Origin of the sequence: Enterococcus sp. C46, from assembly GCF_040887565.1 — a bacterium.
GTDB classification, from domain to species: Bacteria; Bacillota; Bacilli; order Lactobacillales; family Enterococcaceae; genus Enterococcus_B; species Enterococcus_B lactis.
Map to the genome: position 1 here is coordinate 194765 of NZ_JBFOGA010000004.1, position 13423 is coordinate 208187.

Annotated in this window: 21 protein-coding genes and 1 pseudogene; all 22 read right to left on the reverse strand. The window is 36.6% G+C overall.

Going from position 1 to position 13423, the window contains the following annotated elements:
• Nucleotides 1-133: 133 nt before the first annotated feature.
• On the reverse strand, nucleotides 134-1054 hold the full coding sequence (locus AB3I27_RS08555; protein WP_325908045.1) for a minor capsid protein: 921 nt from the start codon (nucleotides 1052-1054) through the stop codon (nucleotides 134-136).
• A gap of 4 nt (nucleotides 1055-1058) precedes the next feature.
• A complete protein-coding gene (locus AB3I27_RS08560; RefSeq protein ID WP_368022968.1) occupies nucleotides 1059-2558 on the reverse strand; it encodes a phage portal protein in 1500 nt (499 codons plus the stop codon).
• Between the two features lie 12 nt (nucleotides 2559-2570).
• Nucleotides 2571-3815: a PBSX family phage terminase large subunit gene (locus tag AB3I27_RS08565; RefSeq protein ID WP_222896889.1), complete on the reverse strand. Its 1245-nt coding sequence runs from the start codon at nucleotides 3813-3815 to the stop codon at nucleotides 2571-2573.
• The gene (gene terS, locus AB3I27_RS08570) at nucleotides 3802-4650 is read right to left on the reverse strand and encodes a phage terminase small subunit (RefSeq protein ID WP_222896890.1); all 849 of its coding nucleotides are present in this window, start codon (nucleotides 4648-4650) and stop codon (nucleotides 3802-3804) included. The genes AB3I27_RS08565 and terS overlap by 14 nt, the downstream gene beginning before the upstream one ends.
• Nucleotides 4651-4695: 45 nt before the next feature.
• Nucleotides 4696-5367 carry a hypothetical protein gene (locus AB3I27_RS08575; RefSeq protein WP_222896892.1) on the reverse strand — a complete coding sequence of 224 codons (672 nt, stop codon included), beginning with the start codon at nucleotides 5365-5367 and terminating at the stop codon, nucleotides 4696-4698.
• A 35-nt stretch (nucleotides 5368-5402) separates the two neighbouring features.
• The gene (locus tag AB3I27_RS08580; protein WP_222896893.1) at nucleotides 5403-5609 is read right to left on the reverse strand and encodes a hypothetical protein; all 207 of its coding nucleotides are present in this window, start codon (nucleotides 5607-5609) and stop codon (nucleotides 5403-5405) included.
• 138 nt (nucleotides 5610-5747) lie between these two features.
• Nucleotides 5748-7019 carry a site-specific DNA-methyltransferase gene (locus AB3I27_RS08585; RefSeq protein WP_096705266.1) on the reverse strand — a complete coding sequence of 424 codons (1272 nt, stop codon included), beginning with the start codon at nucleotides 7017-7019 and terminating at the stop codon, nucleotides 5748-5750.
• Nucleotides 7009-7251, reverse strand: a complete 243-nt coding sequence (locus tag AB3I27_RS08590) for a hypothetical protein (protein ID WP_174122063.1) — start codon at nucleotides 7249-7251, stop codon at nucleotides 7009-7011. The genes AB3I27_RS08585 and AB3I27_RS08590 overlap by 11 nt, the downstream gene beginning before the upstream one ends.
• A 65-nt stretch (nucleotides 7252-7316) precedes the next feature.
• Nucleotides 7317-7526, reverse strand: coding sequence for a hypothetical protein (locus AB3I27_RS08595; RefSeq protein ID WP_096705264.1), 210 nt, complete (start codon nucleotides 7524-7526; stop codon nucleotides 7317-7319).
• A gap of 362 nt (nucleotides 7527-7888) precedes the next feature.
• Nucleotides 7889-8275: a hypothetical protein gene (locus AB3I27_RS08600; protein WP_222896894.1), complete on the reverse strand. Its 387-nt coding sequence runs from the start codon at nucleotides 8273-8275 to the stop codon at nucleotides 7889-7891.
• 12 nt (nucleotides 8276-8287) lie between these two features.
• Nucleotides 8288-8701, reverse strand: a complete 414-nt coding sequence (locus AB3I27_RS08605) for an ArpU family phage packaging/lysis transcriptional regulator (RefSeq protein ID WP_222897096.1) — start codon at nucleotides 8699-8701, stop codon at nucleotides 8288-8290.
• Nucleotides 8702-9289: 588 nt separating this feature from the next.
• Nucleotides 9290-9826 carry a DUF1642 domain-containing protein gene (locus AB3I27_RS08610; RefSeq protein ID WP_262389360.1) on the reverse strand — a complete coding sequence of 179 codons (537 nt, stop codon included), beginning with the start codon at nucleotides 9824-9826 and terminating at the stop codon, nucleotides 9290-9292.
• Nucleotides 9819-10241, reverse strand: a complete 423-nt coding sequence (locus tag AB3I27_RS08615) for a YopX family protein (RefSeq protein ID WP_222896896.1) — start codon at nucleotides 10239-10241, stop codon at nucleotides 9819-9821. The genes AB3I27_RS08610 and AB3I27_RS08615 overlap by 8 nt, the downstream gene beginning before the upstream one ends.
• Nucleotides 10238-10411, reverse strand: a complete 174-nt coding sequence (locus AB3I27_RS08620; protein ID WP_222896898.1) for a hypothetical protein — start codon at nucleotides 10409-10411, stop codon at nucleotides 10238-10240. Before AB3I27_RS08620 ends, AB3I27_RS08615 begins: the two co-directional genes overlap by 4 nt.
• A complete protein-coding gene (locus tag AB3I27_RS08625) occupies nucleotides 10408-10725 on the reverse strand; it encodes a DUF1140 family protein (RefSeq protein ID WP_222896899.1) in 318 nt (105 codons plus the stop codon). The genes AB3I27_RS08620 and AB3I27_RS08625 overlap by 4 nt, the downstream gene beginning before the upstream one ends.
• Nucleotides 10725-11025, reverse strand: a pseudogene (locus tag AB3I27_RS08630) (hypothetical protein). The gene AB3I27_RS08625 and the pseudogene AB3I27_RS08630 overlap by 1 nt, the downstream one beginning before the upstream one ends.
• A gap of 2 nt (nucleotides 11026-11027) precedes the next feature.
• Nucleotides 11028-11189, reverse strand: coding sequence for an antitoxin (locus tag AB3I27_RS08635; RefSeq protein ID WP_222896900.1), 162 nt, complete (start codon nucleotides 11187-11189; stop codon nucleotides 11028-11030).
• Nucleotides 11186-11488 carry a hypothetical protein gene (locus tag AB3I27_RS08640; protein WP_222896901.1) on the reverse strand — a complete coding sequence of 101 codons (303 nt, stop codon included), beginning with the start codon at nucleotides 11486-11488 and terminating at the stop codon, nucleotides 11186-11188. Before AB3I27_RS08640 ends, AB3I27_RS08635 begins: the two co-directional genes overlap by 4 nt.
• A complete protein-coding gene (locus AB3I27_RS08645) occupies nucleotides 11481-11645 on the reverse strand; it encodes a hypothetical protein (protein WP_002330489.1) in 165 nt (54 codons plus the stop codon). Before AB3I27_RS08645 ends, AB3I27_RS08640 begins: the two co-directional genes overlap by 8 nt.
• Nucleotides 11646-11649: 4 nt before the next feature.
• Entirely contained in the window at nucleotides 11650-11919 is a 270-nt protein-coding gene (locus AB3I27_RS08650) for a hypothetical protein (protein ID WP_104674267.1), read from the reverse strand.
• A gap of 11 nt (nucleotides 11920-11930) precedes the next feature.
• On the reverse strand, nucleotides 11931-12677 hold the full coding sequence (locus AB3I27_RS08655) for a helix-turn-helix domain-containing protein (RefSeq protein WP_104674268.1): 747 nt from the start codon (nucleotides 12675-12677) through the stop codon (nucleotides 11931-11933).
• 3 nt (nucleotides 12678-12680) lie between these two features.
• Entirely contained in the window at nucleotides 12681-13367 is a 687-nt protein-coding gene (locus AB3I27_RS08660; protein ID WP_174127993.1) for a putative HNHc nuclease, read from the reverse strand.
• Nucleotides 13368-13423 lie beyond the last annotated feature (56 nt).

The window sequence follows — 13423 nt, forward strand, 5'->3', positions numbered from 1 at the left end:
CGATAAATTTGACCAGTTACGCCAGTCAGCCGAAAAATAGCTTTCTCTTTAACGCCTGTAAGCTGTAAGAAGGCACAATAAAAAGCCGTTAGCAAATGTGCTAGCGACTTCTATATTTATTGACTATCAACGTTTAGCGATCCACAATGGGATAAGTGGAACATCTATCAAAAGGATGTACCGGCATCATGTTTTTGCCAACTTCCATTTCACTTACTAAATATGGACCATCAGCGGCAATGCTTTTACATAATTGACAAGCGTTAGGCTCAGTTACCCATCCATATTTCTCGATATCCGCATCTAGGTAACTTTCCTTCTGTACGCCACTTTGAACTCTTGTTGTTTCGGTTACCATCAAACGTTGTGTATTAAACTTAGTATTCTCTCTTCCTTCTTCTGTTAGAAACTTACTCAATTCTGGAGCCAACTGTTTAGGATTACGGCCCATCGTCACACTTCGAACAAGCAACTTATCCAAATCTGCTTTCAATTCTGCTTGATACATCCAAAGACGTTCGCTGAACGTTGCAATTCCATCCGCTCGAAAAGAACTGTTTATTACTTGCTCCACTAATTTGGCATAACCGCTTTTAGCAATCGTCATTTCTAGGATGCCTGCTTGACGTTGCAGTTCTTTCAAGCCGGCATTGGTAAGCTCTCCCGAGAAGTATTTATCCATATCATCAAACGTGGCTATCAGCTCAAGCCCAATATTCGCCTTTAGCAATTCCAAACGATTGACACGCATTGTAAGGTTGTATAGCTTCAATTCCTTGTTTGCTGTAGGCGAGAAGTCTTTTTCTTTAACGTACTTCTTAGCCTTGCGAGCAAATGCTTTTACATCCATTTCGCTTGCACGCTTCATCGCTTCGCTACGAGTGATTTTCTGACCATTGGAAAAACTATCCCACTGCGCGTCTATCTCTTTCTGTATCGCATCTTGTGCGTATTGCATGCGACTTTTAATTTCTGCCATGCGCTTTTTATCATCTTTAATTTGTTGCTTTTGCCATTCTTTTTCCCGTTTGATCCAATATTCTTGGGAGTTCATTTAATCACTCCCCTGTTTCATCTTTTTTGTTGTTAATTACTTCTTCACCATCTGAATCAAAAATGCCAATCTGCTTTTGCGTTTCTTTATTTACTCGTTTCAACTCTGCCTGTACATCTGGAACAAAAGAAGCGAGTCCTAAGATCGTCTCTTGACTGAGTTCAGCTCCAGCATCAACCAAAGATTTCAACTCTTCCAGAATGGCTTTAGGTAGATTAGGCGTAAATATTACACGGAAGTCTTTCAAATCGGAGTTGTCCATTTCAGAAATACTTGATTTTAGGCTAAATAAAAAACGATAACGCCGCATAAGACCTTTTTTGAATAGCCTTTGCTTTGTTGCCGTCATTTGTTCAAATCCAAACAATTTATATTTCATTGCTTCTCCTGATTGCACTCCGGAAAAATTGTCATCTGTAAGATCAGGAACCATTGAGATTTCGTGAATATCTTTGCGCACTCTGTCTTTGTATGCTTCTACACCACTCACATCATATTGTTTATAAATATATCCTGCAGTCACACTTGTTTTATTACCGTTCACATCAGTTCCAGACTCAAGCAAAAGCATATTTGCTTCTTTCTGCTTGATGGCGTCCTCTGTGGATAGTCCTGCTGCTTCAATATCACCACTAATAACTAGAAGAGCATCATTTAGATCAGTCATATAGTTGGCGGTATCAGACTGCCCTGCATCGTATAGATCAATCAAAGATAGTACATCTTCATACAAGCCCATCCGAAAACGATTAGGAGAATACTCTGTAATAGGTACCTCTTTATATTCATGCGGTTCATCCTGGGGATTCTTCAATTCAATTACTGTTAGTGTCGTCTCATCATAAGTGATACTTTTTTCTTTTGTGTATACGATTGGTTGAATATACTGTTTATCAGCATCCTTGTTGAATCTTGTCTTAGGATACCGTACAGCCAAAATAGGCTCTCGTTTTACTGTAGTATCATATACAACAAACGTTTCAAATACATTAGCCAAATCAACATAATCTGTATCATCTGAATCTCGATAGATAATCTCATAGGCTCTCCCATACTTATCCATATCAAGCCAGAGTTCAGCATTTAACCCGTCTATGTCATTATTAGTATTAAACTCTTCGATTTCTTTTTGTTGATTTGTGTCCTCGATTTGCACTTTTATAGGATTGCCTGTGTTGTACCCAACATCAAACGTACAAAGAACTTTTCCAAAGTTATGTGCTGATCGGTGATCCGCTTTTTCCTTTTCTCTACGCCTACGATTATCCATGATATTTGTATTTCTAGCTTTGTAATAATCATCTAATACACTTAGCCTTTTTACCTGATATTCATGATGATGTTTTATCATTGCTGCTAAAGTATCTAAATCGTTAAGTAAATCTTCTGCTGAGCTAAACCTATAGTGAAGATTGGAATCTACGCTAAATTTTACATAATTTGTGTTCACGTCGTTAGAATAATGTATATCAGATCCATGTTCAAACTCGTTTACCTTATTCATTTCTCACACTCCTTAAAACATGCGCTTAACACGTTTAATCTTTTCGTTGACATTAACTTTTGGTTTCTTAAGAAGCTCATGAGTATATATCGCATATCGAACGGAGTCTAGCACATCATCATATTCTTTTATTGGCTCGCCTTTTTTCTTGTCCCAAATGTATTGATAAATTTCATCCCGAAATTTCATCACTCTATCTTGACAGATAAACAATTTATCTTGTTTAAATCTCTTGGCGACTTCCTCAACTCCAGATAACCGTGCTTTATGAGCATTTTTAGCATTAACCTTTTCTCTTACAAATCTAGCCACATGCTCCGGTCTCGCAGAGTCACAATAAAAAGGCACTCGTAAGCCGTAACGCTCTTGAATGCCTTTTGCTACATCTACCCAATAATCAATCTCTTCAAATTGAGTAGCATGTTCTTCGATTAAATAAGCTGTTCCGTCATCCGTTTCACCTATAACTACGATTGAACCCCAGTGTTCATATCCCCAGTCAACACCACAATAAAAGTTGCTCAAAGGTGGTAAGTCTTTTGACTGGATGTAGTGCTTGCTAGCATCAAAATCACGATAAACGACACCTTCTGCAGAAACCCATAAACCTTTGATATCACGATCATAAAACATGCCGCTTGGTGTTGATTCTTTAATATTATTTCTATAGCGTTCAGATAAAAAAGTATTATCATCCAATTCAAAGTGGAACGATTGAATGTTTTTACTTGAATTGTCGATATACTCTTTCTTCAGCCAGTGTTCCGGGTTGTCAGGGTTTGTGTCAGCTAGGATTCTCGCTCCTGTTCCTGAACAACGTGAAATGATTTCTGCAAATACTTCCTGCCGAGCGAGCGAGGCTTCATTGATGTAAGCACCGTACGCTGTCATACCACGAATTGCCCCAACACCACCGATGTTTCCTGTATATGCTTGTACAACCTTAACGCCAAACAGCTTGAAGTTTCCGTGTTTGTCGAATTTGGGTTCTATGTTGTACATGTTGTATAATTCCTGAAGGATGTTCTTTTGGATCGTTGCACTAGAAACTCCTGCCAGGATATACATTGGTTCCTTAACGCCTTCCTTATCGGCAATCTTTCGTACACGTCGCAATTCAAACAAGAATAGATCATTGTTTATTTTTGTTTTACCAGAACGTTTTGCTCCATGTAATAGCGTGATGAACCAATCATTCTTAATAGTTTTGTTTAACACGTCGATTTGCTTTGGATTATAAATATCAACTAGTGCCATCTAATTCACCACTAATCTTTTCTAACAACTCATCAAGTTTTTCTTCGGTAGATTTTTCTGAGTCACTGCGTAACAAGTTAGCTTTTAGTTTCAGCATATCAATTTCAACCTCTAGCTTATTGGCTTGGTTGTTATATACTTTGTTTCTTGATTCCTCTGTAGCTAACGCATTAAGCTGTTTAATTGCCTTCGTTAATTGGTTACTGATCCTAGTAAGCGCATCTTCAATAGATAAAATGTCATCTATTTTTCGATAAGTCTTTCTTGAAATCTGTACGTCTTGCATAACCTCACGCTTGATTTCTAGCTTTTTACCATCCTTTTCGATTGGTGTTTTAATCTTTCGCAGTTGTTGCAGGCGATCAATCTCTTCATCGTTTAAACCAGCCTCGGCTTGCTGAATTCTTTTCATCATTCGAAACTGCCTTATCTTTAACAACCGTATTTCCTCAGACAAAACAAAAGAAGGATCATTATTCAAATTAGAATAGATGTCCTTCTCTTCATCGCTTAATGTTTCGTAAAATATGGTTTCATACTCGCCAGTTTTCAAAGCGTTCTTGTTCCCTACTGGCGGTGATGCTCGGCTATTGCCTTTATTTCCCTTTGCATTCTGATTACCAAAAGGAGCGCCTCCTTGATTAGTAACGTTACCTTTCGCATTGGTAACATTACCTTTCAATTCAGCACTCCATTTATCTATTGATTTCCATTTTCTAATTTGAGAATCTGAAACATTTAATTCTGATGCAATATCCTTTAATTGCTTTTCTCCGTTGGATTCTAACCAGATTCTTTTGGCTTCATCACGTCTTGGATCACGTTTTCTTGCCATTCAATATACACCACCTCGCATTCTGTTTAGGTTGAGTTTTGTTTTCTATTTTCCTTGTTTAGCTTTATCCCACTCATTTTTTAAATATTCACGAAAAATTTCACGAATTGTTTGAATTGAGCTGTCAATTGAACTTCTCTTTTCATCAGCATAATTTCTACTACTTTCAAATAAGTATGGGTTGTAAAAACCAAGTCTAGCATCCTTTGACTCTATATCTTTTATAATAGCTATTGACTCTAATATAGCGTTCTCTACAGAATCATGATCATCTTTTTTACTAAAGTGAAGTAGTATTTTTTCCCCAGTCAATATAGATTCTTGTATACTTATCATTAATTCATCTTCTCTTTTTAATAGTTGTTTTTTCAAATTATCCTTTCTATTATATATTTCGTCTTTATTTTCAACTTGACTTAAATCTCTACTCAGATCATGAATTTCTTTCTGCATATCATACATTCTACTAACAGTTATTTTTATATCAAACAGATAAGATATATACCTACTAACTAAATTTCGTACTTCAGTTATCCACTCTATTCTTGCTTTTGCTTTTAAATTAGCATCTATTTGCTGTTTAGCTATTTTTCTTTGTGTGCATATATTCATAATTACACCTACAAACACAAGAGCAGCAGAGATAGCAGAGACAGTAGCTGAAACAGCTGACCAAACAATCCCTCCATTTGAATCATGAAAAAAATCTGGTAACATTTTATTACCTCCGTTAGTTTTATTTTAATTATCTACTAACTACCAATATCTTTCAACATCAAATCAGCTTCAATCAATATCTTTAAATCGGATACTTTATCCAACTTGATTTGTCCTGACTGGAGATTTTTAAGCCATTTCCCCAAAGCTACTCGAATAATTTTCTTATATTCATCTATTGATTCTGCCTGCTCCATCGCCTTTTCAATCTCATAATCAAAATCAAAGTTTTCATTTTCCATTGTCTAAGCACCCCTACATCTGTTATGATGCTAAAAGATACAGAGGGTATCGGAAAACCACGCGTGGGCATTCTCTGTATCTTCGGGGGCTTATGTTCTCGTTGAAGTAGTCGAGTGTTAGCGCACTCGGCTTCTTTTTTATTCTGAAACTAAAATTGCTTCGTTGCCTGTTGCTCGTTCCCATCTCTCAATAATTACATCACAAAATAGAGGATCTAATTCGAGAGTATAACAAATACGTTCCAACTGGTCACAGGTCATTAATGTACTACCTGAGCCACCAAACAAATCTAAAACGATATCCTGTCTTTTAGAACTATTTTTTACTGGTATAGCAATAAGTGATAGTGGCTTTTGCGTCGGGTGATAATATGCATTCACATCATCTTTGGGAACTCTCCAAATGGTTGCTGGTAAATCTTCTAGTAAGTCGTCTTGCCAAACCGTTGTCTGTTTCCTATCTCCGTACCACGTAGGTGCATATCTTTCCTTATGTGCATAGAAAACTGGTTCATGTTGCCAACGATACTGACTCCAACCAAATGTTGCATTATTTTTAACCCAAATACACTGCGACCGAACTATAATTCCTGCGGCATTCATGCTATTTTCAAATTCTCGCTGATAAGAAGATCCATGAAAGACATAAATTGCCGAGTTGTCTTCCATGGCATTAGCATAGTTTTGGAATACAGACATTAAAAATTGATCAAACTCTTCATCACTCATATCGTCATTCATAATTTTATCTCGACCAGATTCGTTTAATTCTTTATTATCAGATTTCACTGCTACATTATATGGTGGGTCAGTGACAACTAAATTCGCCTTTTTACCTTGTAGCAATCTTTCGACGTCGATCGCTTTCGTAGCATCGCCACATAATAAATAATGCTTACCCAGCTTCCATAGTTGACCATATTTAGTTCTAGGATCAGAATGATTTTCTATAAATTCATTCACTTCGAATCCATCTTCTATTACAGGCTTTTCGGTATCTTCTTTATAATCAAACGCAGTAAGTAATTCTTCTACTTCTTCCGATTCAAAACCTGTTAAAACAATAGTTTCATTTTCTAATTCTTTCAACAAAACAGAAAGCTTTTCATCATCCCAACGACCAGTAATCTTATTGAGAGCCACATTAAGAGCTTTTTCCTTATCAAGTGGTAAATCAACGACAGATACCTCTATCTCTTCATACAGCTCCAAATCTTTAGCTACAGCGACACGCTGATGACCACCAACTAGATTTCCTGTTCGTTTGTTAAAAATAGGCGGATCAACAAAGCCAAATTCTAAAATGGACTGTTTTAACTTCTCATATTCTTCCATACCAGGTTCTAACTTAACTCTTGGATTATAATCAGCTGGTTTTAAATCCTGTAATTTCATTCGTTCAATTTGCATTTGTATCCCTCAAATTCTTGTTTATGTTTTTTTGAATATTCTGCTCACTAAAATACCCACTTCCACAGTAACGCAGGTTGTATTTGTCGATTTCTTTTGGAGTCGCTTCTCGTACCATTTCAATGATTGAATACTTCTTTTTGATTTGTACTGATCGAACTACTCTACTTGGATCATTATCATTTGGCTGTGGATACCTATTAGACAGTGATACGTACCAGTAGTTTCTCATTATGTAACCTCCTATAAACAAAATAAAAAGACCACTCAATGAGTGATCTACTTTCTGAAAATAGTTTATCTAACAAATACTTTTAATAGCATTCCGTTAATTTTAATTGATCCTGTTTTTCCATTCAAACTCAAAGAATATACACCTGAGTTTTGTGGCTGTATGTCGATTTGATTTGCTTTGGAATAGTATACATATGCTACTTTTCCTAAACCATCTATATATGTTTCGCAAGGGCAATCTTGCATTTGTATTTCAAGCTTTATCTCTTTCACTTCGTGTTCCTCCGTAGTATAAACTAATTTACTTTATGTTCTAATTATACCACAAATAGAATGATTTCCATTATCTAGCTAAACTATTATAGTGCTATCTAGTTGCTTCAAATTCTAACTTTTATCATAATAACAACAGACAAGGATGATAGATAATAAGAACAATCAGGATGAGTTGAAATTCACATCCTGATTGTTAATATTTCCGCTGCTGTCTATCAAAGCTTAATTAAACGATGAGGGAGATTTCCTCCCTTACATTTTATTTTGTCTCAGACCTATCACTAATCTTTCGACACTACCATAATATCACTGATAAATGGCTAAAAACCGCCATCATTCCGCCAAAAAACCGCCATTTTTTATGCGTCAGTCACTACACAAAGTTTCTCTTTGACCTTTAAAGCACAAACACTATAATAGTAGCCACCAATCCCATCATCCGCTGTGCATTCTGCTTTAGCGATCTCATTACGATTATGATAAACAACGACTTCAGCATAAGAGGTATGTCCGTCACCGTTATATTCATACTTACCTTTGTCAAAGATTTTTATATCTGTAATAACCGCATCAAGTTTTACATTTTTGAATTCACCCCCAGCCCATGCGCAACAATCATACTCGCTACATACAACTTCTAATTTTGTTCCATCTTCTAAAATTAATTCGCTCTCTGACCATTCTACGATTTTTTTGAAAATAAGATCTTTTTTCAACTCTTTCAATGATACATAATCTTTCCACATTATATGGTCCTCCTATTTATAAGCAATTATTTCCCCATGTTTATACGCTTCTGCAAACTCTATTAGAGCTTCCGACTTCATCCGTTGTATGCTTCTTTCTGAATAACCCACTTCACGGCTAATCCTGTAGTTTGAGAAGCTATCTGGCACACAGAAGCTGTAGTAGAGTATCTGACGACTAATCAGACTAAGAGCCATCAAAGCCGCTAAAATCGCATCTCTCTCCGCTTCTATATCCATCATCTGAATGATCGCGTTCTCTGCCTTATTACCGTGCTTCGGTGCCTTCGGCATATCCGTAATGATAGGAGACTTAATATCTATCAAAGAGCGACCTGCCATCCGCTCCAAACGCCGAAAGTTCTTCAGCACATCTCTCGCATTACATCTTGTCTGTTTGAAATCTACCTCTCGTAACAATTGCATCAAGTCAAACCGCTCCTTTATGTGATATAATAAACTTGTCGAATTTATTATATCAGCAGCTTTTTATTTCAATACTCTTATATAGGCAGTCAGTGGTCGGCTGTCTGTTTTAGTATCTACAGTATTTATTCTATCTACCTGTTTTATTACAAATAACTATCGATTTTATTATTATACTTTCATTTTCCTTGCTTTCGAAAGTGCTACTATATCAAATATGTGGGAGAGCTAGGAGATGGTATTTTGATACTATTAAGCAAACTATTGTTTTGGATTCCTTTTTTCGATGTTCTCATCTTTTTATGGTTCTTTACCAAATGGAACAAATACGATATTTTTTTACTTTTTTGCTCTGCTCCTGTATTTTACTTTATTTCACGAATTATTGATTATTCCTACGCAGAATCAGTTCACCAATATAACTTTTATTTAAAAGGTTTGGTGTGTTCTATCATTTTCTATATATTGATTCTCTTCTTTATAGATAAGAAGAAATGATCTTAGCCAATCGTTGGATTGGCTTTTTATTTTTCTTTAAAATAATTACCCGCTTAAAAACGAAAAGCATTACAAAGACATATGAGTAGATCATTCCTTTTCATCCTCACTAACCTCATAAAGCTCCGCAAACTTCCAATACTCTTCATTCACCGATTTGATCTGTTCTTCAGTAAATAAATCACACCAGCCATCGTTTTCGCAGCCCCAAATGATGTCGTATTGTCTGTTACGTTCGACTAATATCTTTTTGTTACCTTCTTCATCTTTTAGGAATGGAACCATGTACAACGACTCTTTCTCGACCTCATAGCCGTATAACCATGCTCGAGCAACTAATTCTTGATGGTCTGCTTCAAATAACCAATCTTCATCTTCTGTTATTCTTTTATATTGATTAACACCATACTCATACGAACCTGATAGACAACTAATTAAATCAGCTTTTTCTTTACATAGTTCTATCCAATCAGCCACAAATCGCGGCACAACTGGCTTCTGCGGTTCGTCTAGTTGTTTTATTATCGTAATAACTGCATTTATACCTTCGTTATAGCAAGCAGCTCTTGCATCATTTCCTATCGTTTTAATACTTTCTAACTTTTTGATTGCTTCCTGTTTATTCATCTTGTTCCTCCAATAACTCACTATTCTCGTAGATGTTTCCGATGACTTCATACGTGTATTCTTCAAACAGCTCTGTGTTAAAAATTCGATACTCTAAGTCTTCATCGACAGTGGCACAAACTAATCCCGAATGTCCTATTGAATTTTTAACAATACAAACTTTATTGTCTAAGCAATCGAATCCATTTTGCACGCTGATTGATACTAGATCTCCCTCAAATATCTCCACACCGTTCTTATCTTTCAGTCCTGTGGATTGCATGAGTTCAATATCATCAAAATTTCTAATATAATCAGCGTTAAACCAAGCGACGGATTGTTGGGAAATCACAAGCTTTTTTTCTTTGAAAGATATAGATTCTATCTCTTGTATAGTCTCTGTTTGTTTATCCCGCACTCGAAACTTTGGTATCATTTGCTGTCCTCCTTCTGTAACTCACCGTAAATTGAACATCTACGGCGAATTTCTTTTACTCTGCGTTCATTTTCGATTGTGGGCCGAATTTTATAAGCTCTTTTTGCCATTTTCAATTGATTTCTAGCACCTCTTAATGCATCTGAATAGATTTCTTTTGGCATCATCATTCGCTGTCCTCCATGTATTCGTCTAGTATCTCTTTATATTTCTCTACAAACTTGAAACGATCTTGATGAAGTTTCTTGCTCCAACCTGTTTGCTGATCCAACTCACGCATCTGATCGAACCCTTTTTGAATTTCGTTGTAATAGAATTCAATGTTTGCTGCTGCTTTCCAATGTCTGCTACTTCGCACTCCTGCTCCTGTTTCAGCCATTTCCAACTTAACTAATTCCGCTCGTTCTTTTGATTTTTTATCTTTCTGAATCTTCATCATGATTTTCTTGAGGATGATATCACTGTATTGTGTAATGAGATCCATTATTTCTCCTCCACATACCTAAACTGTCGTCCCTTTGAATCAATCCATAAGCTCCTAGCTCTATCCCAGATAATGTTTTTGCTTAATCCAGTAATTTCAGATAACTGTTCAGCAGTACCTGTTACTAGAATTCGATCACCATGCCAGATTGCAATTTTTCTCGGCGTTCTCCGTTTAGTTTTTTTAATTCCACATTGATTTACCGAGCTTTTGGACTTCTGCAACTATTTCTTTGTCTTCTTGCCAAGATTCTAACTTGGTTAATTCAGCAATTCGTTTCATTGCTGCTTTCTTATCCATGCTCATTCCTCCAATCTACGAATTTTCCTTCTTAAATTCTCTATGTGCAAATCGATTGCCTTTCTCGCCGTTTCATTGACCATCACTGCCTTTGTTCGTTCCAAATCGTCAATCTCACGCTGAAGGCTTCGAATACGCATTTGAATCACTTCTTCTGTTGTCATGATGATTCCTCCACGTATCTAAACGTTCTCTTCTTAACGTCTGTGTATCCACACCTAGCTCTTTTTCTCACAATTTTCTCGTGCAAGCCTGTGAGACTTGCTAACTGTTCAGCTGTTCCTGTCACTAGAAGTTTGCCACCGTGCCAAATTGCGATTTTCCGTGGTCTTGGCTTGTTACTCTTGTCTGCCCACATCGCTCTTCCAAGCCTCATCACTTCTGATGCAGCTTCTTTGTCATTTTGCCAATCTTCTGAATAAGTCAATTCGATAATTCGCTGCATTGCCGCTTTCTTATCCATCCCGACATTCTCCTTTCAATAATTTAAGTACTTGATCAAGTGCGCTCTCGCGTCCGCCGTGAAACGTGTTGAGCCACTTGTCTTCATACGAGGCGCTTTGCCTTAAAGCTTCTTGATGCATTAGTTCGATCTGTGCTGTAAATGTTTTTAGATCCATCTGATTACACCTTCTCAAGTTCATTAAGATGTTTTTGCAATCCTTTAATGCAATCAACAAATAGTAATTTTGTATAAGCTAAATTTCTTAATTGTGTTGCATCGATATAAAGTGCGAAATAGTATCTGAGCTTACTCCAACTCGAACGATCATTCTTAATTCCTTCGATTCCAGCTTCTTCGAGTTGATCATATACGTCTCTCAGGATTTCTATTTCTTCACCAGTTTTATACTTTGCTATTTCATTAATTAGTTCTAGATAATCGATTTTCAATTTTCCACCTCTTAGAATGGTGCTTTTGATTGTCTATTAGCTCGTTCTAGCGCTTTTTTCTTAAGATAGGCTTCTTGATCGATTGCCCACTCAGGAAGCTTCTCTCGTCTTCCTGTGCGCTTGTATCCACTAATTGCATTCTTAGGCTCACTTTTTTCTTTTCTTGCCCAACTTCGAATAGTTGCCAAATAGTTTTTATAAGTCTTACCTGATGATTCACAATACTCAGATAGCCGTTCTATTCGCTCTTGGTAGTCATTAGGGAATTCTGTTTTGAGTTTCTCCATCTGCTCATCTGACAAAAGAACATTTTTATACTCTCCGTATTTATGACGGATGGGCTTAGCCTTCGATTTTTTCGAAGGCGGTAACTCTCTTATATATTCTTTTGTATTATTAAATGTATTATTAATAGATGTATTATTATCTTGATAGATTTCTTGGTGACCCCCCACCAAATTTTCTTGGTGACCCCCACCAAGAATTCTTATATACCTAGCCTCGATTTCTTTACTACCCTCTTTGTACTTAACTTCTCTATAGATATAGCCCTTTTCTTCAAGTGACTTTAGCCAATTCTGAATGGTTGGTTTGCTTACTTTATATTGATTGGCAAAGTACTCATTGCTAGCCCAGCAATAACCTTTCTCATTACATAGAGCTGTGATTTCTCCATAAAGAAGTTTTGCACTAGGTATCAAAGAATCGTCATATCTAACATTTGCAGGTATGATGGCGTAATAACTTCTGTGATCCACTTTTCATCCTCCGATTCTTAATTTCTTGATTGTCTCCTGATTTAACTTAATCCCTTTGATTTGATACTTATTTTTGAAATTGATCACACCTATTTTGTGCTTCTCCGTATGATGGATTCTGCAGAGTGCTGCAAATGTGTACTCTGAATGATCAACTTCTTTGCGCTTTCGTCTTCCTAGCGCTTTGTCAAAGTGATCGATGTCAGCTCCTGTTTTGCCACAGATGCAACAAACTCTTTTTGTAATGCATTTGTAGAAGTAATACTCTTGGTTCGCTGGTAAAATATCATAGCCTTCTTTGAAAGGAATATGATGTTCAAAGATGAAATCTAAGATGATATTTGCTAAGACATTAGCATCGCTTACAGTTGTATTCGATTCGTCTTTGAGGCTTATTTTGCGCCCTGTGACACCTTCGAAACGGAAGTAGAAGAATTCCTTCCAGAAGTCCGTTGGCATGCCTGTATCGATGAAAATATCGCCTATCAGCGCATAGATGAAGTTTCGTTGCTGTACTGTGAAACGTCTAGGATCAATAAACCGAATTTCAATAACTCGATCACCATCGTAGCCGTCATACATCGTCTTTAGTCGATCAATGTTCACTTCTTCATTGATAGTTGCACCTATGTCTTTTCCTTTGAACTTTTTCAGAACTGCTGAATATGAATCGATTAATGGTTTAAACACTCATATCACTTCTTATCTAATTCTTTTCTCTTAGCTGCTATTGCTCGCTCCATCAT